Origin of the sequence: Kitasatospora sp. NPDC008115, assembly GCF_042957205.1 — a bacterium.
Taxonomy (GTDB): domain Bacteria; phylum Actinomycetota; class Actinomycetes; order Streptomycetales; family Streptomycetaceae; genus Kitasatospora.
In genome coordinates, this window is the sequence record NZ_JBIBHU010000006.1 from 261,086 (window position 1) to 281,051 (window position 19,966).

Genomic DNA, 19,966 nt, shown 5'->3' on the forward strand with positions numbered 1-19,966 from the left:
ACCCCGACTCGTCGGCGGCAACCGTTCCATCGGGCGCGGGACCGGCGGCCGGCGCGGCCGCACCACGACCGGAAGCCGACCCGTCCTGCCGCACGACAGGCAGCCAGCCGTGCGGGGTCGACGGATGGGATTCACTCGATGGATTGAACCTGGCGTGTTCGATTGCCGATGTGCCCTGGCACTCCACCAACCGCTGGTAAAAGCGCCCTTCGGGCGCCTCCGCCGCGTACCGACACAACGGATATCACACGGTCGATGCGGAGCGCGGAACGGAACGTGCCGGAATCGGCCACTTCCCCGGTCTCACGGTGAAGGGCGGACAGGTCATGCATGTGCACCCCGCAGTCGCGGTGCCCGCAGCAGATCGGGACGAACCGGTCGCGGTCGTCGGAGCCGCCTGCCGGTTCCCCGGCGGCGTCCGTTCCCTCGGCTCGTTGTGGCGACTGTTGGCCGCGCGTCGGGACGCCGTGCGGGAGGTGCCCCGTGAGCGGTGGGAGCAGACGGAACTGCTCGGCCTTCCCGCCGAGGTCGCGGCGCGGTTGCGCTACGGCTGCTTCCTCGACGACGACGTCTACGCCTATGAGCCTGAGTTCTTCGGGATCAACGCCCAGGAGGCGCCCTGGGTCGATCCGGAGCACCGGCTGCTGGCCGAAGTGGTCTGGGAGGCCATCGAGCACGCCGGAATTCCCGTCGGGCGGCTCGCGGGTACGTCGACGGGGATGTTCTTCGGCCTGTACCAGAAGGACTACATGCTTCGCGTGCAGCGGCCTCTGGAGGAGACCGCCGCCTACGCGATGTACACCGGCTTCGACAGCATCGGGCCCGGCCGCGTGGGCTTCATGCTGGACCTGCGGGGGCCTCAGGTGGTCGTCGAGAGCGCCTGCGCGTCCGGACTGGTCGCCGTGCACGCCGCTTGCCAGAGCCTGCGGACCGGTGAGTCGGACATCGCCCTGGCCGGAGCCGCCATGCTCACCCTGGGGCCCGAGGGCGTCGTCGCTCCGGCGCTGTGGGGCGTGTTCTCCCCCACCGGCCGTTGCCACGCCTTCGACGCCGCCGCCGACGGCTACGTCCGCGGAGAGGGCTGCGGCGTGGTCGTGCTCAAGCGACTGGCGGACGCGGTGCGCGGCGGCGACCGGGTGCTCGCGGTGCTGCGCGGCTCGGCCGTCAACCAGAACGGCCGGGGCACCCGGTTGAGCGCGCCCTCGGAGCCCGCTCAGATCGCCCTGTACCGGCTGGCGCTGGAGCGCGCCGGTGTCGACGCCGGCGACGTCGGCATGGTGGAGGCGCACGGCCCGGGCACGGCGGTGGGCGACCCCATCGAGTTCGCGGCGGTGGCCGCGGTCTACGGCAAGGGCCGGGGCCGGTGTGCCCTGGGTTCGGTGAAGACGAACATCGGGCACACCGAGCCGGTGTCGGGTGTGGCGGGCCTGCTGAAGGCGATCGCCGCCCTGCGGCACGGAATCGTTCCGGCGAGCCTGAACTTCCACGGCTGGAATCCGCAGATCGATCCCCGCGGCACGCGGTTGTTCGTGCCCGGCGAGAGTATCGAGTGGCCGGTGCGGGGGCGTACGCCGCTGGCCGCCGTGTCCTCGTTCGGCATCAGCGGTACCAACGTCCACGTGGTGCTGGAGCGCGCCCCGGTGCCCCGGCGCACGGTTCCGGTCCCTGGTGTCCGGCCGTGCCAGGTCCCTCGGGTGTTCCCGCTGTCGGCGGGCACGCCCGGAGGCCTGCGGTCGGCGGCCGGGCGACTGGCCCGGTGGCTGGCCGGTGAAGGGGCGACGGTGCCGCTGGGGGATGTGGTGCACACCCTGGCCGTGCGTCGATCGCCGGCCCGGGAGCGTGCTGCCGTCGTCGCGTCCGGCCGGCCGGAGCTGGTGGCGCGGCTGGAGGAACTGGCGGCCGGGGCCGCGCCCCTCGGTGTGGCGAGCGGCAGAGCGGTGGCGGGCGCCGGACAGGGTGTGGTGTGGGTCTTCTCCGGGCACGGCTCGCAGTGGGCGGGCATGTGCCGGGGACTGCTGGACCACGACACGGAGTTCACCCGGGTCGTCGACGAACTGGAGCCGCTGGTCGCGGAGGAGTCCGGCTTCTCCCTGCGTCGGACGATGGGCCGGCCGGAGGTGGTGACCGGGTTCGACCGGGTCCAGCCGGTGATCTTCGCCATTCAGCTGGGCCTGGTGGCGATGTGGCGCTCCCACGGCGTCGAACCGGCCGCGGTGATCGGCCACTCCATGGGGGAGGTCGCCGCCGCGGTGGCCGCGGGAGCACTGAGCGTCGAGGACGGCGTACGGGTCATCTGCCGACGCTCCCGGCTGATCCTGCGGACCGCCGGGCAGGGCCTGATGGCATCGGTCGCCCTGGGCCGCGCCGAGGTCGAACGGATGCTGGCGGAACAGGGCGTGCGGGGGGTCGGCGTGGCGGTCGTGGCGTCCCCGGAGAACACCGTCGTCGGCGGTGACGCCGACCGCATCCGCCGGCTCGCCGAGGCATGGGACACGCAGGGCATCGGCATCCGCGTGGTCGAGGTGGACGTCGCCTCGCACACCGCGCACATGGACGCCGTGCTGCCCGACCTCGCCGACGCACTCGCCGAGGTCACCGGCAGGACGCCGGCCGCACGGTTCTACAGCACCGTCACCGACGACCCGCGCGAACTCCCGGCCTTCGACGCCTCGTACTGGTCGCACAACCTCCGCCGGCCGGTGCGCTTCTCCGACGCGGTGCGGGCCGCGGCCGAGGACGGATACCGGCTGTTCGTCGAGATCGGCCCGCACCCCGTCCTGGCCCACCCGGTGCAGGCCACGCTCGCCGCGCACGGCCACGGCGACAGCGCCGTGGTGCCCTCCCTGCTGCGCGACGCCGACGACGCGCTGGCGTTCCACACCCACGTGGCGGCGCTGCACTGCGCGGGCCACCCGCTCGACTGGGCCGACCGCTACGGCGGCGGCACCCTGGCCGACGTGCCGCCGACCACCTGGGAGCGCACCCGGTACGTGGTCGATCCCTCACCGCTGCGGCAGGCGGCGGGGCGTCCGCACCCGCTCACCGGCCCGCACACCGAGGACCCCGACGGCGGGGGCCGCCACCTGTGGCAGACCCGCATCACCCCCGTGACCCTGCCCTGGCTGGACGCCCACCGCGTGAACGACGTCGTCGTGCTGCCCGGTGCCGCGCTGTGCGAGATGGCCGTCGCCGCCGCCACCGACCTGTACACCGCCGGTCCGGAGCGCCTGCGCATCACCGGTATCGACCTCCAGCGGCTGCTGCTTCCGGAGACCGACGGCACGACCGTCACCGCCACCGCCGAGGCGGTCGGCCCGGACACGGCCCGCTGGCGGGTGACCGGCACGGCGTCCGACGGCACCCGCGTGCAGCACGCCCAGGCGTCCCTGCACCTCGTACCCGCGTCGGAGCCCGTCCCGGACGGCCGGGACCCGCACGACCTGACGGCGGAGTTCCCGCACGCCGTCGACGCGACGGACGTCTACCGGCAGATGCGTGAGGAGCGCGGAGTGCACCACGGCCCGCCGTTCCTCGCGCTGCGTGCCCTGTACACGGACGGGACGGCCGCGGACCGCCCGGGCGCCCGGCTCCTGGCCCGGCTTCGGGTACCCGACGAAGGACGGATCGGCGCGCGGGCGCTCCACTGCCATCCCGTCGTGCTCGACGCCTGCCTCCAGGCCGTCGCGGGAGCCGTGCTGCGGAGCGGTGCCGTGCCCGCGGGAGGCATCCTGCCCCGGGGCATCGAGACCTTGCGGCTCTACGGGCCGGTCCCGCTCGGCGGGTACTGCCTGGTCACCCTCACCGGCGTCGACGGCGACCGCTACCGCGCGGACTTCCGCCTGTGGGCCGAGGACGGTTCCGTGGTCGCCGACGCGACCGGAGTCGAGTTCCGCCACATGCCCGCCGAGAGCGCGGAGCAGCGCTTCGCCACCCGCCTGTTCCGGGCGGTCTGGGAGCCCTGCGAGCGCCCGGCGGCGCTGGACCCGACCGGAGCCTGGACCCTCCTCGCGGAAACCGGGCGGGAGCCCGACGCGACCGCCCTGCGGAAGGCACTGGAACAGCGCGGCGCCGCCGTGCGCCTCCGGACGCCCGCGCCGGACGGCACGATCCCGCTTCCGGTCACCGACGCGGGAGCGGCGTCCCAGGCGGTGGTGTACCTGCCGGCGTCCGGCGACGGACCGGACCAGTCGCCCGACCGCCTGGCGCTGGAGCAGGTCGCCCGCCTCGGTGAAGCGGCGCGCGCACTCACCCCCACCGCGGAGGGTGCGACGGCGCCCCGCCTGTGGACCGTCACGTCCACGGCGCAGCAGGTCGTACCCGGGGACCTGCCGGACCTGGGGCAGGCCGGTCTGCGGGGCTTCGTCCGGGTCCTGAGCTACGAACACCCCGAGCTGCGCCCCGCGGTCCTGGACGTGGACCGGCGGACGACGGCCGAGGAGATGGCCGCGGAACTGCTCTCCTGCCCCGACGAGCAGGACGAGGTGGCCTACCGCGGCGGGACACGGTACCTGGCGCGGCTGCGCAACGCCCCGCTGGACGAGCGCGAGCGCCGTCGCTCCCCGGTCGACCGCCGGTGCGACCGGGTCGCCCTGCACCTCGCGCGCCCCGGTGATCCGGACTCCTTCGAGTTCGTCGCCCAGCCCCGGCGCCGGCCCGGGCCGGGCGAGGTCGAGGTCCGGGTCGACGCCACGAGCGTCAACTTCATCAACGTGCTCCAGGCCATGGGCGTCTACCAGCGCTTCAACACGGGCGAGGAGCAGGCGGACGTCTGCGCGTTCGACGGCGCCGGTGTCATCACCGCCATTGGGGACGGCGTGCGGAACGTCCGGGTGGGGGACCGCGTCGCCGCGATGTTCGTGGACGGGGCGGAGTCGGCCGTCATGTCCTCCTTCGCGACCGTCCGCGACGACTGCCTGCTCCCGGTTCCCCGGGCGGTGCGGACACAGGACGCCGCCGGCCTTCCGTGCGCCTACCTGACCGCCTGGTACGCCCTGCGGCACCTGGCCCGGCTCCGGCCGGGCGAGAAGGTGCTCATCCACTCGGCGAGCGGTGGCACCGGCCTGGCCGCGTTGAACCTGGCGCGGGTGCTCCGCGCGGAGGTCTGGGCCACCGCGGGCAGCGAGGACAAGCGGGACTACCTGCGGGGCCTGGGGGTGGAGCACGTCATGGACTCGCGCACCCTGGACTTCGCCGACCGGGTGCGCGAGCTCACCGGCGGCCGCGGCGTCGACGTCGTCCTCAACTCCCTCACCGGTCCGGCGCAGTCCGCCGGTCTCGGCCTGCTGGCGCACCGGGGACGGTTCATCGAACTCGGCAAGCGGGACATCTACGCCAACACCCGGCTGGGGCTGCTGTCCTTCCGGCGCAACATCACCTTCGCGGGCGTCGACGTGCTGATGATGATGCGCCAGGACCCTGCCCTCCTCGCCGAGGGCTACCGCGAACTCACGGACCTGCTCGCGGACGGCACCCTGCCGCTGCTGCCGGTCACCGAGCACCCCGTGGCCGAGGCGGCCCCGGTCTTCCAGACCATGGCCGCCGCCCGGCACACCGGCAAGCTCGTCCTCACCTGGCCCGTCGACGGTACCGACACCCTGCTGCCCGTGCGTCCCGGGGACGTGCCCGTCGTCCGGCCCGACGCGAGCTACCTGGTCACGGCGGTCTCGGCGGCCTGGGCGTCCTGGTCGCCCGGTGGCTTGCCGAGCGGGGTGCCGCCGCCGTGGTGCTCACCTCCCGCAGCGCCCCCACCCGGTCCGTCCGCGCCGCCCTCGACGCCGTCACCGCCGACTTCGGCACCCGTGTCGAGGTCGTGAGCGCGGACCTCGCCGCGCCCGGCGTCGCCGACACCCTCGTACGGACCGCGCTGGACACAGGCCACCCGCTGCGCGGCATCGTCCACGCCGCGGCCGTCGTCGAGGACGCCACCGTCGCCAACCTGACGCCCGCCCTCCTGGAGAGGGTCTGGCGGCCCAAGGCGACCGGGGCCTGGCTGCTCCACCATGCCGCCGCCGGCCAGGAGTTGGACTGGTGGGTCGGCTTCTCCTCGGCCGCCTCGCTGCTGGGAAGCCCCGGACAGGGCGCCTACGCGGCCGCCAACGCCTGGCTGGACGAGTTCACCTCCTGGCGCCGGGCCCAGGGGTTGCCGACCTTCTGTGTCAACTGGGGCCCCTGGGCGGAAGTCGGCCGCGGTGCGGGGATGGAGGAGCGCGGCTACGCCATGATCGCGCCGGCCGAAGGAATCGCGGCCCTGGAACGCATCCTCTCCCACGACCGGGACCGTACGGCCTACACCCCGGCGGACTTCGCCCGGTGGCTGGAGTCCTGCCCCGCCGTCGGCCGCACCGCCTTCTTCGCCGAACTGGCCGAGCCCGCGGCGGGCACGGACCCCGCCACCGGCAGCGCATTGCTGGCGTCACTGCGGGAGACGGCCGGCCCCCGGCAGCGACAGCGGTTGCTTGAGCCCCGGGTCGTCGAACACATCGCCGCGGTCCTGCGCGTGGCAGCCGACCGGTTCGACGCCCACACGTCCCTCGTCACGATCGGCCTGGACTCGCTGATGGCGATCGCCCTTCGCAACCGGCTGCAACGCGAACTGGACCTGGACATCCCCGCCACGGTGATGTGGACCCACCCGACCGCCTCCGCCCTCACCCGGTACCTCCTGGCCCGCCTCCACCCCGCGCCTGCGCAGGACGACGCGGCGCCCGAGTCGGCACCGGCCGTCGCCTCGCCGGCCGTTCCCGGCTGACGGTCCCACCCGCCCGTTCCGTCCGACCGAGAGGTGACCACCCATGCCCCCGTTCTCCGGTCCCACCCGCCGCCCCGGCGCCTGGGACGTGATCGTCGTCGGTGCCGGCCCGGCCGGCACCACCGCCGCGCGCGTCGCCGCCGAGAACGGCTGCCGGACGCTGCTGCTGGAGCGCGCCACGATCCCCCGCTACAAGACCTGCGGAGGAGGTCTCATCGGCGCCTCGCTCGCGGCCCTGCCGCCCGGCCTGCGGCTGAACATCCACGACACGGCGGGGCAGTTCACCTTCGGCCTCAACGGCCGGAGGGAACGCACCCTCACCTCCGCCTGCCCGACCATCGCGATGGTCCACCGCAGCGAGTTCGACGAGGCCCTGACCGAAGCCGCCGCCGCGGTCGGCGCGGAGGTCCGGGACGGCACCGCGCTGGCCGCCCTGGAGCAGGACGGCGACACCGTCACCGTGCGGACCGGACGCGGCGAGACGCTCCGCGCCCGCGCCCTCGTCGGCGCCGACGGCAGCGCCGGCAAGGTCGCCCGGTACGTGGGAGTCCAGTGTGCCCAGGTCGACCTCGCACTGGAGGCCGAGGTACCGGTCGACGAAAGGACGTCCGCCCGATGGCGGGGCCGTCTTCTCATGGAGTGGGGGCCCCTGCCCGGCTCGTTCGGATGGGTCTTCCCCAAGGGGGACGTCTGCACCGCCGGCGTGGTGGCCGCCCGGGGCAACCCCGTCGCCCTGCGCGCCTACAAGGAGGACTTCCTCGGACGCCACGGTCTCCTCGGTCCCCGCCCCCTCCACGACACCGGCCACCTGACCCGGTGCCGCCGCCCCGGGTCACCCCTCTCCCGGGGGCGGGTGCTGGTCGCCGGCGACGCCGCGGCCCTGCTCGACCACTGGTCACGGGAAGGCATTTCGTACGCCCTGCGCTCGGGAGGCCTGGCCGGCAGCGCCGCCGTCCGCCTCGTCCACGCCTCCGACGCGGCGGATGCGCACGAGGCAGTGGACCGCTACGCGCGGCAGATCGACGACGTCCTAGGGGTGGAGATGCGGGCCAGCAGCACACTGATGGACCTCTTCGTCCGCAGCCCCGGTCTCGTCCACACGGTCCTGACCCGCCTGCCCCTGGCGTGGCGCCGGCTCGACGCCTACGTCGCCGGCCGCACCAGCGTCGCCGGGATCATGACCACGCCGGTCGTGCGCGCCGCCGTCGCCCTGACCAATCGGTTCCCGGCCGGAGCCGCGAAGCCGCCGCTTCCCGGCCGCTGACAGCGGCCGGGCCCGGGGCAGCGCCTGGCCCGCTCGCCTCCGAGAGGGCGCGGAGCGCCCCGAAGGACGGCCGCGCTCGACCCGGGGCGGGTCAGCGGGCGAGGTCCTGCCACCACCACGAGATGGTGGGCAGACGACGGACATCGAGGGTGCCGGTGAGCGGCCGCTCGGCCCAGGGGAGGCGGTCGGGGGCGGTCGTGGTGCCGGGGCCGGAGGCGGCGTCGCGGAGGCTGAGGTAGCGGGGGACGCGAAGTCCCCACTCGATGTTTCCGCGGATGCCGTGGCCCAGGTCGTCGAGGTACCGGCGCAGGTCGGCGCCGGCACGGCGGCTGACCTCGTCCCGCAGCGCGAGGAACCTGTCCAGGACGGCGTCGCGCAGCGCGACGGCTTCGTGGAGCGCTTGCCGGGGGGCGAGAGTGTGCCGGGCCGTCAGAACGGCGAAGATGTTCTGGTCGGTCTGGCCGCGGCCGGCTTCCTTGGCGTGGGAATGGCGGTCGTTGTCCAGGGCGGCGACCAGGATCGCCATTTCGGTCAGCGCGCACACGGCGGGGGAGTCCATCTCGGCGGCCGGTACGTCGATGCCGTTGGCGATCTCCAGCATGGCGTAGGTGGGTTCGCCGCCGGCCGAGTGCAGACGCATGCTCAGGTAGGCGTCCAGGTCGGGCATGTGGCCGGCGGCGCGGTTGCCGATCTGCCACTGGACTCCGCTGAGCCAGGCGCGGTGGGCCTGCTGGAAGCGCCGGTTCTGCACCGGCCCGGCGCAGGCCCGGAAGCGCTCGCCGATGTCGTGCAGCGCCGCGGCGTAGGGGTCGTCGGTGTCCAGGGAACCGGGCAGTTCCAGGGCCCGCTGGACGGTCCCGGCCAGGGCGGCGAAGCCGGCCGGGTCCGCGGCGAGAGGGCCCTCGTCGCAGCGCGCGTCGTCGAAGGCGAATCCCCAGTAGATCCAGCAGACGGCGATCCACAGGCGGTCGGGATCGGCGTCGGGGGCGAAGCGGGCGTAGAACTCGGCACTGTTGGTGCCGGCGGTCCAGGCCCGGGACGCCGTGGTGGGGCACAGTCCCGTCCGGTCGAGCCAGGCGTGGGCCCGGCGCTCGACGGCGTCGACCTCCGGGTGGATGGCGGGCGGGACGGGGCAGTAGAACGGCAGGATGTCGAGGGCGGCGCCCACTGTTCCTCCTGTACATCGTGGTCGGCAGGCAGGCAGGCAGGCAGGCCGGCAGGCAGGCAGGTCGGTGGACGCGGTGCCTCACGCACTGCGGTGAACGGTCGCGGCGGCGAGGCGGCGCAGGACGGAGACGACGTCGGCGGGGAAACCGGACCGGTCGAGTGCGGCGAGGGCCGCGTCGTAGCGGCCGGTGATCATCCGCTCCACGGCCTCGGGGGCCCCGGTGCCGTCGAGGATCCGGCGCACCCGCGAGACCCCCTCGTCGTCGAGGCCGGGGTCGCCGACCAGCCGGGCGAGCTGCTCCCTCTCGTCGGGGCCCGCCCGGCGGACGGCCAGGGCCATCAGGACGGTGGCCTTGCCGGACCGGAAGTCCTCACAGGCGGACTTGCCGGTGAGCCGCGGGTCGCCGAAGGCGCCCAGGAGGTCGTCGCGCAGCTGGAACGCCTCGCCCAGCGGGAGGGCGAAGGCGGAGCAGGCGCGCAGGAGGGCGGGGTCCGCGCCGGCGAGGGCGGCGCCCAGCTGCAGGGGCCGCTCCACGGTGTACTTCGCGGTCTTGTAGAGGTTGACGGCCATGGCGCACTCGATGTCGGGGGTGATGGTTCCCGTGGTCATCAGGTCCAGGTACTGGCCGTGGACCAGCTCGGCCCGCATGGCGTCCATCAGGGGCAGGACGGCCCGGTACTCGCTCCCGGACAGCTGCGCGGTGTGCAGCAGCTCGTCCGCGCGGACCAGCGCGAGGTCGCCCAGGAGGATGGCGGCGCCGGTGCCGAACGCGTCCGCATCGCACCGGCCGGCGTGCCGGGCCGCGAAGGCGCGGTGGGCCGTGGGACGACCGCGGCGGGTCTCACTGGCGTCCATGATGTCGTCGTGGATCAGCGCGAAGGCGTGGAAGAGCTCCAGGCTGGCGGCCAACCGGAGGATTCGCTCCTCGTTCCCGCTGCCGCCGCCGGCGTGCCAGCCCAGTACGCACAGCACGGGCCGGATGCGCTTGGCCGGGGCGAGGACGAAGTCGTCGAGGGCTCTAGCGAGTTCGCGGGCCGAGCCGCGTTGGGCGGGCACGGCGGCGACCGGGGCGTGCCGGAGGAATCCGGTGAGGACGGCGTCGATGCGGGTGCGCAGACGGCGCAGGTCGAGGACATCGGCGGCCGGGGTGTTCGGGCTCACCTGGACTCCTTGCGGTCGAGGCTCGGGCGTACACGGGTGCCGCTCAGCTCATCTTCGATTGGTGGCGCCAGAGCAGCGCGGCGCCGAGTGTGAGCGCGACCTCCGCGGCACCCAGGCTCAGGGCCGGGTCTCGGCGGGCCCCGCGCACCGCGTCGTTGAGGGTCATGCGCATCGTCAGGTCCCGGTTGGACAGGTCCCGGGTGACCCCGCGCAGTTGCTGGGGCGCGGCGGCGCCGGCGGAGATGATCTCCAGCGCGGTGCGGACGGCCTGCTGGGGGGCCAGGGACTCCTTGACGAGGTCGATGACGATGCCGGTGAGTTCCTCGGAGAACACGTCGATGATCGAGATCTCGGGGGCCAGGTGCCGGATGGACCCTTCGATGTTGGCGAAGGACTTGCCGAGGACGGAGACCATCGGACTGGTGCGGATGCCGCGTTTCGTGGAGTGCTGCAGGACGGCGGTGAGCGTCACGCCGAAGTTGAGGTCCTCCAGGGACGCGGTGGCGATCTGGGGCACCAGGGCGGCCATGTCCCCGGCGAACGCGGAGGCGTTGGTCCAGGACGTGGTGCTGCCCATGTCGATCCACGCCCGGGCGGTGCCCGCTCCGTCGTTCATCGCCAGGTTGAGCAGCAGGAGCAGGATGCTGTTGCTCATCGGCCGGTCGATCCGGCCCACCATGCCCCAGTCGATCAGCGTGGCCGGCTGCCCGGGGTGGACGAAGACGTTCCCGGGGTGCGGGTCGGCGTGGAAGACCCGGTCGACGAAGAAGCCCCGGTACATGAACGCCAGGAGATCGCGCCCGATCGCCGCGCGCTCCTGCGCGCTGAACGCGTCGCGGTCCGCCTCGCGGATCGGCTTGCCCGGCGCGAGGCCCTGCACGAGGACCCGCGGAGTGGCTTGGACGACCTCCGGGACGGCGATGTACTCGAAGTCCTCGGCGGCCTTGGCGGCCTCCGTCATGTTGCGGGCCTCCATGACGAAGTCGAGCTCCGGCCGCATCGCGTCGAACACCACGCTCAGCATCGCCTCGACGTCGATGACCTCGTTGAACCGCCGGGCCCGGCGGGCCGCGAAACGTGCCAGCGATCCCATCAGCTTCATGTCCGCGGTGACGGTCTCGCGGACCCCGGGGCGTTGGATCTTCACGGCGACCTGGCGTCCGGAGTGCAGCTCGGCCCGGTACACCTGCGACAGTGAGGCGGTCCCCAGCGGATTGCCGGTGTCGATGTCACGGAAGCCGCTGCGCCACAGCGGACCCAGCTCCTCGGTGAGGATCGGCTCGAACTCGGTGAAGGGGGCGGGAGCCGCCCGGTCCTGGAGCTTCTCGAACTCGTCGATCATCTCCTGGGAGACGATGTCGGGGCGGGTCGCCAGCATCTGGCCGACCTTGATGTAGAACGGGCCCAGTCGCTCCAGCGCGTCACGCAGGTCCCGGGCGCGCCGGCCGGCTCCGGAGTCCTGCCCGTTCGCCGGCCCCCGGTGCGGTCTGACCGCGCGCGCCGCCTCCTGGCCGGCCAGCTGGGCGAGGATCCCCATCAACAGCCGGCCCCGGCCGCCGCTCACCACGGGCGCCGCCGTCCGGAACCGGGCCGGGCCGCCCGGCGGTCAGCGGTCGCCATCGGACATCCGGTCGATGCGGTTGGCGAGGTGCATCAACTGCTCTTTGAGCGAGCGCAGTTCGCCGGTCTCGCGACCGTCCCGCCCGTCCGTCCGGTCGTCCGTCCGGTCGCCCCGGGGGCCGCCGCCCTCCCGGGGGCCGTCCCATTCCCGCGAATCGTCCCGGTCCCGGTCGTCGCGACGGGGGTGGTGGCCGTGGCCGTGGTGGCAGTCGCCCTGGCCGTGGCCGTCGTGGCAGCCGCCGTGGCCGTGGTGGCCGTGTCCGCCGTGCTGGCAGTCCTTGTGGTCGTGGTGGCAGTCGTCGCGGTCCCGGTCCCGGTCGCGGTGCCTGGGGTGGTGGTGGTCGTGGTCGTGGTGATCCGGGTCGTCGTCCAGGGCGCGGCTGACCGAGTGGCGCATCCCGCGCTCGAAGTCACCGGCGCGGTCCAGGGTGTCGTCCACCAGGTCCTCCGCCGCGTGGACGATGCGACGGAGGGCATGGCTGAACGAGGACCGCTGATGGCGGGACATGGGGCCTCCTCGAGGAACGGCGCGGCTTCGGCCGAGGGGGTTTTCGACCGGCGGACTGAATTGATCGGCTTTCTTGATGTTGTCCCGCGGGCGGTTCCGGAAACGTTCGCCCTGTCGCACTCCCCCGGGGTGGGGGAGCGTGCCTGGCATTGCACGCCCGGCGTGTGCGTGTGCTGGAGAAGTGAATTTAGAACTGAAGGATCGTCGGTGACTCGGGGTGGAAGAGGCCTCGGATGCGAGCGTCGACTGCAGGGGGACCGGCAGGAGACTTCCCTGGTCGTGACGGTGTGGCGGGCGTGTGCGGGTCGGGCCGCCGGGCGGTGGCGCTTGATGAGGCGAAGCGATATTCGTACCTTCGCCGGTGAATCAGGCTCGGCGACGGCAGGTCGGGTTCGTGATTCTGGTTCGAATTTCACATAGCGAGGAATAATCGGGTGTAGATCGTGCACGTTCACCGGACGTCGATGACGTCGACGGGAAATGGAGGATCAAGGTGGCGGACATCAAGAAGATCAAGGCCCGCGTCCGGACCGCGGACGTTCCGAACGCCGGTACTCACGGCTGGGTCTACCTGGGCATCGCGGGCCGGGAGTTCCTCCTGAACGCCGCCGACACCAGCGCAGGACTGGAGCGAGGGGACAACTGGACCTTCGTCCTGGGCGAGGAGTCCAACGTGGAGAACCCGAGCCGCAACGATCCCCGCAGGCCGCAGTTGGACACCGACGACCTCGACCGCTACCCGACGTACCTGCGCCTCGAACCGGACGGCCACCGCCCCGCCTGGTGCCTGGAACGCGTCTGGGTCACCGTCAACCCGGAATCCGACTTCCCCCACACCTTCGACAACCCCCGCCTCGCGGACTTCGGGGAGCACCGGCGCCTGTGGCTGGCCCAGGAGTGCGGCAAGCACCTCTTCCTGAAGCGGTACACCCCCTGAGGTGTGCTCCAGCGCTCACGCACAGTTGCGTGCTGCGCCCGCCGGTCCGGTGGGCCGGCGACGTTCAGTGGGAGGAGGCAGCCACGCAGCCGATGAAGATGTCATCCCGCCGCCGCTTCGCCATCGATCACGGGGCCGGAAGCAACACGCCCGCTCGGATGCCCGGCTGCGAGGTCACGATCGCATCCTTACGCAATGGCGAATGGGCACAGGACGGGGCAGGCTCGAAGGCGGACAGCTTCCCGCGCCGAAGGAGGTCCGCTCATGTCCCCCCGGCATCCCGTGCGCGGCGCCAACGCCGTGCCCGCTCCGCTGCTGCGGATCACCACCGCCCACTCCCCGGACGGGGCCGAGGTCGTGCGCCTGGACGGCACTGTGGACTACGACCAGCGTGCCCGCCTGCACGACGCCCTCGACCGGGCGCTGGCCGAGCGACCGCACCTGCTGGTCGTCGACCTCTCCCACCTGCTGTTCTGCGACTCCACCTGCCTCAACGAACTGCTGCGCATCCGCCTTGCTTCCGAGGCCGCCGGGACCGCGTTGGCCCTGGCCGCCGTCCCCGGGCAGGCCCGCCGGCTGCTGGAGGCGACCGGCACGGATGAGGTCTTCACGATTCGGCCCAGCGTCCGCGCCGCCCTCACGGGCACCGGCTGACGGAAAGCTGACGGGAAACAGGTGGCCGGTGTCCCGGGCGTGGTCAGGGCATCGGGACGGCCTCCAGACAGGGGTGGCGGCCGTCGTAGTCCGCGGGCGCGGACAGCACCGTCGCCACCTCGCCCTCGATCCGCAACCGCCACTGTCCGGTGGCATCCGTCCACACGTGGCCGCCGCCCGGGGCGATCCCGTCGCTCAGGTGCACCAGGAGCACCGTAAGCCGCTCGTGGGCGCCGACCGGTCCGGGCAGGGTAACCGCATACCGCTGGTGAACAGACACGCCCACCGCCTCCTCAAAGGCACCGCCGACAGGGCGCCGGTCGGCGTCCTGGGCCAGGTGCCCGGCTCTCCAGAGCCGGGCAGCGCCTGTCACCACGGTCACCTCACCCGGCGGCCACATCTGCGCCCGGCTGCAGACCTCGCAGACAGGCGCCTCCGATGCACGACGCGGCGCGTGACCGCTCATACCCCCCACCGTACTCCGCGCCATCCACGGGACCGCGCCGACCAGCCGCGGGCGAGTGCGGATGAGCGCAGCGACCACTTCGAGCGGTGCACGGAGAGGTGGCGGCCGTTCGGTCCGAGTTTCCTCTGGGCCGCCACACGTCGATGCCCGCGCGCGCCTGTGGAGCGCTCCTCAGGTGAGGCATTCGGCTGGCCCTGTCCGACGGCCCTGCCGCGCCGTCGGACAGGGACCTCGCCCTCGCCATCACTCCCCGTGATCGCACGGCTTTGCGTCACATGCTGGTGAGCGACTGCGGCGCCAGGGTTTTGATCATGGTGTTGGTCCAGCGCATCTGGCGCAGGGTCTGCGGGTGGCAGGCGGTGGCGAGGCCGAGGAGGCGGTGGTCGCTGGTGGCCTGGGCCGCTTGGGCGAGCATCTCCCAGTTCAGGGAGTTCTCGGTGGCCGTGAGGTGGAGGCCGCTCAGGTCGTGCAGGAGGAGCAGTCCCGGCTCAGGGCGGCGCCCAAGTGCCTCGCCCGTCTTCTCCCGCAGGCCTGCCCACAGCCCGGGTGCGGGCTCGTGCGCGCCGGACAGGTCGAGGTCGTAGTGCCGGCCGGCGTCGGCGAGGCGCTCGGTGTGCTCGCGGGACCAGCGGGCGATGTCGGTGGCGACGTGGTGGATCTCGTGGTCGGCGCGGTGCCGGTCGGCGGCGGTGAGCAGGTCGCGCTCGAGCCGGTGTTCGCCCTCGTGCAGGGCCCGCAGGACGGCCCGGATGCCGTTCACGGCCGCTCACCTTCCGTTTCGGCGGTCTGGGTGGCCGCGGCGGCCGGCCCGCCGGCGGTCGGTGGGAAGGAGCGGGGGTGCAGCGGGGCGGAGGCCGTGATGGTCGGCGCCGGTGCGACGGCCCCGTCCGACCGCTTGACGAGAGTGAGGCGGGCGGCGGCGGTCTTGAAGAGCGGCTGCTTGGACACCGGGTCCCAGTCGGTGATCGTGGTCTCGTTGGCCGCCCGCCCCGGTGCGCCATCGGCGGGCCGGTGGCCGGCAGGGGTGTCGAAATAGCCGTAGTGGAAGGGGACGAAGACCGTGCCGTCGCGGATGGCGGTGACCCGCAGCCGGCCGCGGATCCGTCCACGCGCGCTGGTGACCTCGACCAGGTCGCCCTCGGCGACACCGCACCGCGCCGCCTCGGTGGCAGACAGCTCGACCCACACGTCCGGCGCGGCGGCGTTCAGCTGGGGAGTGCGGCCGGTCTTGGTGCGCGTGTGGAAGTGGTAGAGGGTGCGGCCGGTGGTCAGCTGCAGCGGGTACTCGTCGTCGGTGTCCTCGTGCGGCGGCAGGTACTCGGCGGCCTTGAGGACCGCTCGGCCGTGCGGGTTGAGCGCCCGGTACTCGGTCTCGGAGACCGGGGCGCCGGTGACCAGGTCCTTGCCGTAGGTCTCGCAGGTCTCCGGGGCGGCCCAGGTGATGCCGTCACCGTAGAGGCGCTCGGTGCCGTCAGGGGCCTGGTCGGTGCACGGCCACTGGATGCCGCCGTGCTCGCGCAGCCTCTCGTAGCTGAGGCCGGTGTAGTCACAGGGCCGGCCTCGGCTGCACTCCTGCCACGCCGCGAACGCCGAGGCCGGGTCGTGCCAGCCGATCAACGGTTGGTCGTCCTTGTCGCGGAAGTCCATGCGGTGGGCGTAGTCGAGGAAGATGTCCAGGTCCGGGCGCGCGTGGCCGGGCGGGTCGACGGCCTTGTCGGACAGGTGGACGGTGCGGTCGGCATTGGTGAAGGTGCCCGTCTTCTCGCCCCAGGTCGCCGCGGGCAGCACCACGTCCGCCAGCTGCGCGGTCTCGGTCAGGAACAGGTCCTGGACGACGGTGAACAGCCGCTCCTGGCCGAGGATCGAGCGGATGCGCGCCAGTTCGGGCAGGGAGACGGCGGGGTTGGTGCCGGAGATCCACAGCATTCGGATCGAGCCCTGCTCGGCGTAGCGGAGGATCTGCATCGCCGGGGTGGGCGGCGCGTAGTGCGGGATTCGTGACGGTTTGACGTTCCAGAGGCGCGCGAGTTCGGCGACGTGTGCGTCGTTCTCCCAGTTCCGGAACCCTGGCAGGTCGCCATTGGCGCCGCATTCGCGGGTGTTCTCGGCGGTGGGCTGGCCGTTCATCTGCAGGACCCCGCAGCCGGGGCGGCCGAGCATGCCGCGGATCAGCTGGAGATTGTTGACCTGGACGGCTGCGGCAGTGGCCTGGTGGGATTGGTAGACGCCCTGCAGCACCGTGGACAGCAGCCGCCGGGCGGTGCCCAGAATCTCTGCGGCGTGCTCGATCCGGGAGACGGGGACGTCGCAGATCCGCGCGGCCCAGGCCGGAGCGCACTCGGCAACCCGTTCCGCGAGTTCGTCGAATCCGACGGTGTGCTGGTCGATGTAGTCGCGGTCGATCCGGTCGGTACGGATGATCTCGTGAAGAAGCGCGTTGAGGAGGGCGACGTTGGTGCCGGCGCGCGGGGCCAGGTGCACCGTGGCGCGTGCGGCGGCCGGGGTGGGGCGGGGGTCCACGCAGACCAGCCGCGGCGGGGCGGCGCCCTCCAGACGGTCCAGGACCCTCATCCACAGCACCGGCTGGGTCTCGGCCATGTTGTGCCCGAACAGCGCCAGGGCGTCGCAGTGGTCGATGTCGGTGTAGGAGGCGGGCTGGCCGTCGCAGCCGAAGGTCTCCTTCAGCGCCTGGGCGGCGGTCGCGGTGCACAGCCGGGTGTTGCCGTCCAGATGGTTGGTGCCGATCCCGGCACGGGCGATCACCGCCAAGGTGTAGTACTCCTCGAGGAACAGCTGCCCGCTGGTGTAGAAGCCGACCGACCCCGGCCCGCTCTCGTCCAGCAGGCCCTTCGATCGCGCCACCACGGCGCTCATGGCCGTGTCCCAGTCGCACGGCACCAGCTCCCCGCCCCTGCGCATCAGTGGGCTGGTGAGTCGGTCCGGTGAGTGGTTGGCCTGCCAGCCGAACAGGTCCTTCGGTCCGAGCCGGCCCCGGTTCACCCGGTCCGAAGCGCGCCCCCTCACTCCGACGATCCGGCCGTGGCGGACGGCGATGTCCATGGCGTCGCCGTTGGAGTGCAGGAGCGAGGCGGCGGGTACCCAGCGTTCGACGTCCTGTGGCGCTAGGCCGTCGGCCAGGAAGGCGTCGACCCTGGCGGGCCAGGGCGTGCCTGGTTCGAAGGGAGTGCGGCTTCCCCATGGCTGCGCGATCCGGTCCACCACTGGTTCCATCGCCCTCACCCTTCCGGGTCCGCGCGCAGGTCAGGTGCCCGCCACGCCGGGGGCGCCTGCCCCCTTCCCCCGTCCGCGCCACCGCCCCGGGGCAGGCGGCCCGGGCGGTTTCCGCAGCGGTGGGGCGGGAACGCGCGGAGCATGGACCAGTCACAGGCACCCGTACTGGAAGCCCTGGCCGCCTACCACGCCAACGGGCACGCCGTGTTCACCCCGCCCGGACACAAGCAGGGCCGCGGCGCGGACGAACGGGTGGTGCGCGTCCTGGGCGCGGACGTGTTCCGCGCGGACGTGCTGGCGACCGGCGGCCTGGACGACCGCCTGTCCACCCGCGGAATCCTGGAGCACGCGCAAGCCCTGATGGCCGAGGCCGTCGGCGCCGAGCACACCTTTTTCTCCACCTGCGGCAGCTCGCTGTCCGTCAAGGCCGCGATGCTCGCGGTCGCCGGGCCGCACGAGCAACTGGCGGTCGGCCGGGACGCGCACAAGTCCGTGGTGGCCGGGCTGATCCTGGCCGGCATCCGGCCGCTGTGGGTGGACCCGCAGTGGGACCCGGACCTGCACCTGGCCCACCCGCCGTCCGCCGACGCCTTCGCCCGGGTGCTGGCCGAGCACCCCGAAGCCCGCGGCGCGCTGGTCACCTCACCCACCCCGTACGGCACCTGCGCGGCTCTGAAGGCCGTCGCCGAGGTGTGCCACGCACACGACCGGCCGCTGATCGTCGACGAGGCGTGGGGCGCGCACCTTCCCTTCCACCCGGACCTGCCGACCTGGGCGATGGACGCCGGCGCCGACGTGTGCGTCACCTCCGTCCACAAGATGGGCTCCGGCCTGGAACAGAGCTCCGTCTTCCACCTCCAGGGCCGACGTGTCGACCCCGCCGTGCTCAAGCAGTGCGAGGACCTGCTCGGCACCACCAGCCCCTCCGTCCTCGTCCACGCCGCCCTGGACGGCTGGCGCCGCCAGATGGTCCAGCACGGCCGCGCCCTCTACGACCGCACGCTCGCCCTCGCCGGTGACGTCCGTCGGCGCATCGAGGAGCTGGACGGGCTCCACGTCCACAGCCGCGACGACTTCTGCGCCCCGCACCGCGCCTTCGACCTGGACCCCCTGCAAGTGATCATCGACGTGACCGGACTCGGCAGCACCGGCTACCGGGCCGGGGACTGGCTGCGCTCCCACCACCAGGTCGACCTGCACGTCTGCGACCACCGCCGGATCAGCGCCCAGCTCACCCACGCCGACACCCCCGCGACCACCGCCCGGCTCCTGGCCGCCCTCGAAGAGCTGACGGACGTGGCCGACCGGCTGCGCCCGGGCCCGGCCGTGGACGTGCCCGACCCGCGGGACCTGCGGCTGGAGCAGGTGATGCTGCCGCGCGACGCCTTCTTCGGCGCCACCGAGCAGGTCCCGATCGGCAAGGCGAGCGGCCGGATCGCGGCCGAGATGCTCACCCCCTACCCTCCGGGGATCCCGGCCGCACTGCCCGGTGAACGCCTCAATGACGCCGTTGTCGCCTACCTGCACAGCGGCGTCCAGGCAGGCATGCTCGTCCCGGACGCCGCCGACACCGCACTGGAGAGCGTCCGGGTGGCCGTCGAGGACTGACAGCCGCTGACGGCCCGGCCGCGCCTGCCCCCGTGCCGCCGCCGCACGGCGAAGTCGACCCCGCGGCAACGACCCGAGGGCCTCGACCACCAGCACGGCCGCTGCAGGACGATGCCACCATTGTTCTCCGCGAATGGCACCCGGGTACAGGCGGCGCCCGAGCATGAAGGTGCGGCCCGCGCTCGGTCGCCGACCCGCCGACCCGCCGACCGGCGGTTGGCCGCGGCGAACGGCACCGGCCGCCGCCGGCGTCGGTCGGCGGCACGACCAGCGGAAGACGGAGCCGTCGCTCATCGCATCCGGACTTTCTACATGGCCTCCTCCTCCGCCCACCCCGGCGGCGGGGTCCACGGCGCCTGCGGAGCCAACGCCGCCCAGGCCGCCCTGCGCGCCCACCGGCCCGCTGCGCGCCGGATCACCGGCCCCGTCCTCGCCGCGGCCCAGCGCGCACTCTCCCGTCCCCCCGGAGCACTGAGCCCCGGGGTGCGGCAGCACCGGCGCAACGGTGTCCACCCACCGACGGCCGCCCGTCCACCGAAGCGCACAGCGGCCGCTGGGACCGCTCCTCACCCACAGGTTCGCGCAGGCCGATCCGGGGAAG

Annotated in this window: 13 protein-coding genes and 1 pseudogene; 7 read left to right on the forward strand and 7 right to left on the reverse strand. The window is 73.3% G+C overall.

What is annotated here, in order from left to right; genetic code table 11:
• The first annotated feature begins 326 nt into the window (after window positions 1-326).
• From ACFZBX_RS10725 to ACFZBX_RS10740, 4 genes and pseudogenes are all read left to right on the forward strand, one after another.
• Window positions 327-5,813, forward strand: a complete 5,487-nt coding sequence (locus ACFZBX_RS10725) for an acyltransferase domain-containing protein (protein WP_391532937.1) — start codon at window positions 327-329, stop codon at window positions 5,811-5,813.
• A pseudogene (locus tag ACFZBX_RS10730) lies at window positions 5,717-6,118 on the forward strand (ketoreductase domain-containing protein); the annotation flags it as partial. The gene ACFZBX_RS10725 and the pseudogene ACFZBX_RS10730, both read left to right, overlap by 97 nt.
• 99 nt (window positions 6,119-6,217) lie before the next feature.
• Complete coding sequence (locus ACFZBX_RS10735; RefSeq protein WP_391533082.1) at window positions 6,218-6,748, forward strand: acyl carrier protein; 531 nt, start codon at window positions 6,218-6,220, stop codon at window positions 6,746-6,748.
• A 43-nt stretch (window positions 6,749-6,791) separates the two neighbouring features.
• On the forward strand, window positions 6,792-8,012 hold the full coding sequence (locus ACFZBX_RS10740) for a geranylgeranyl reductase family protein (RefSeq protein ID WP_391532940.1): 1,221 nt from the start codon (window positions 6,792-6,794) through the stop codon (window positions 8,010-8,012).
• 91 nt (window positions 8,013-8,103) lie between these two features.
• On the opposite strand, the gene ACFZBX_RS10745 is transcribed toward ACFZBX_RS10740, so the two are convergent.
• The 4 genes from ACFZBX_RS10745 to ACFZBX_RS10760 all read right to left on the reverse strand — a co-directional run bounded on the left by ACFZBX_RS10745 (window position 8,104) and on the right by ACFZBX_RS10760 (window position 12,469).
• Complete coding sequence (locus tag ACFZBX_RS10745; RefSeq protein WP_391532941.1) at window positions 8,104-9,180, reverse strand: glutamate dehydrogenase; 1,077 nt, start codon at window positions 9,178-9,180, stop codon at window positions 8,104-8,106.
• Window positions 9,181-9,258: 78 nt separating this feature from the next.
• Window positions 9,259-10,341, reverse strand: coding sequence for a polyprenyl synthetase family protein (locus ACFZBX_RS10750; protein WP_391532942.1), 1,083 nt, complete (start codon window positions 10,339-10,341; stop codon window positions 9,259-9,261).
• Between the two features lie 43 nt (window positions 10,342-10,384).
• A complete protein-coding gene (locus tag ACFZBX_RS10755; RefSeq protein WP_391532944.1) occupies window positions 10,385-11,905 on the reverse strand; it encodes an ABC1 kinase family protein in 1,521 nt (506 codons plus the stop codon).
• Window positions 11,906-11,947: 42 nt separating this feature from the next.
• The gene (locus tag ACFZBX_RS10760; RefSeq protein WP_391532946.1) at window positions 11,948-12,469 is read right to left on the reverse strand and encodes a hypothetical protein; all 522 of its coding nucleotides are present in this window, start codon (window positions 12,467-12,469) and stop codon (window positions 11,948-11,950) included.
• Between the two features lie 493 nt (window positions 12,470-12,962).
• Between ACFZBX_RS10760 and ACFZBX_RS10765 the strand changes: the two genes are divergently transcribed.
• Both ACFZBX_RS10765 and ACFZBX_RS10770 read left to right on the forward strand, forming a co-directional pair.
• Window positions 12,963-13,406: a hypothetical protein gene (locus tag ACFZBX_RS10765; RefSeq protein ID WP_391532947.1), complete on the forward strand. Its 444-nt coding sequence runs from the start codon at window positions 12,963-12,965 to the stop codon at window positions 13,404-13,406.
• A 264-nt stretch (window positions 13,407-13,670) separates the two neighbouring features.
• A complete protein-coding gene (locus tag ACFZBX_RS10770; protein WP_391532948.1) occupies window positions 13,671-14,060 on the forward strand; it encodes an STAS domain-containing protein in 390 nt (129 codons plus the stop codon).
• Window positions 14,061-14,103: 43 nt separating this feature from the next.
• Here ACFZBX_RS10770 and ACFZBX_RS10775 read toward each other — a convergent pair whose 3' ends face one another.
• The 3 genes from ACFZBX_RS10775 to ACFZBX_RS10785 form a co-directional block, all read right to left on the reverse strand.
• A complete protein-coding gene (locus tag ACFZBX_RS10775; protein ID WP_391532949.1) occupies window positions 14,104-14,340 on the reverse strand; it encodes a DUF6296 family protein in 237 nt (78 codons plus the stop codon).
• Window positions 14,341-14,797: 457 nt separating this feature from the next.
• Window positions 14,798-15,286 carry a hypothetical protein gene (locus ACFZBX_RS10780; RefSeq protein ID WP_391532951.1) on the reverse strand — a complete coding sequence of 163 codons (489 nt, stop codon included), beginning with the start codon at window positions 15,284-15,286 and terminating at the stop codon, window positions 14,798-14,800.
• Window positions 15,283-17,757, reverse strand: a complete 2,475-nt coding sequence (locus ACFZBX_RS10785; protein ID WP_391532952.1) for a molybdopterin oxidoreductase family protein — start codon at window positions 17,755-17,757, stop codon at window positions 15,283-15,285. The genes ACFZBX_RS10780 and ACFZBX_RS10785 overlap by 4 nt, the downstream gene beginning before the upstream one ends.
• A gap of 141 nt (window positions 17,758-17,898) precedes the next feature.
• Here ACFZBX_RS10785 and ACFZBX_RS10790 point away from each other — a divergent pair, with 141 nt between their 5' ends.
• Entirely contained in the window at window positions 17,899-19,365 is a 1,467-nt protein-coding gene (locus ACFZBX_RS10790) for an aminotransferase class I/II-fold pyridoxal phosphate-dependent enzyme (RefSeq protein ID WP_391532954.1), read from the forward strand.
• Window positions 19,366-19,966: the final 601 nt, after the last annotated feature.

Coding starts and splice junctions, on each gene's coding strand:
- ACFZBX_RS10725 (WP_391532937.1), top strand. CDS start 327: ATGCATGTGCACCCCGCAGTCGCGGTGCCCGCAGCAGATCGGGACGAA.
- ACFZBX_RS10735 (WP_391533082.1), top strand. CDS start 6,218: ATGATCGCGCCGGCCGAAGGAATCGCGGCCCTGGAACGCATCCTCTCC.
- ACFZBX_RS10740 (WP_391532940.1), top strand. CDS start 6,792: ATGCCCCCGTTCTCCGGTCCCACCCGCCGCCCCGGCGCCTGGGACGTG.
- ACFZBX_RS10760 (WP_391532946.1), bottom strand. CDS start 12,469: ATGTCCCGCCATCAGCGGTCCTCGTTCAGCCATGCCCTCCGTCGCATC.
- ACFZBX_RS10770 (WP_391532948.1), top strand. CDS start 13,671: ATGTCCCCCCGGCATCCCGTGCGCGGCGCCAACGCCGTGCCCGCTCCG.
- ACFZBX_RS10785 (WP_391532952.1), bottom strand. CDS start 17,757: ATGGAACCAGTGGTGGACCGGATCGCGCAGCCATGGGGAAGCCGCACT.
- ACFZBX_RS10790 (WP_391532954.1), top strand. CDS start 17,899: ATGGACCAGTCACAGGCACCCGTACTGGAAGCCCTGGCCGCCTACCAC.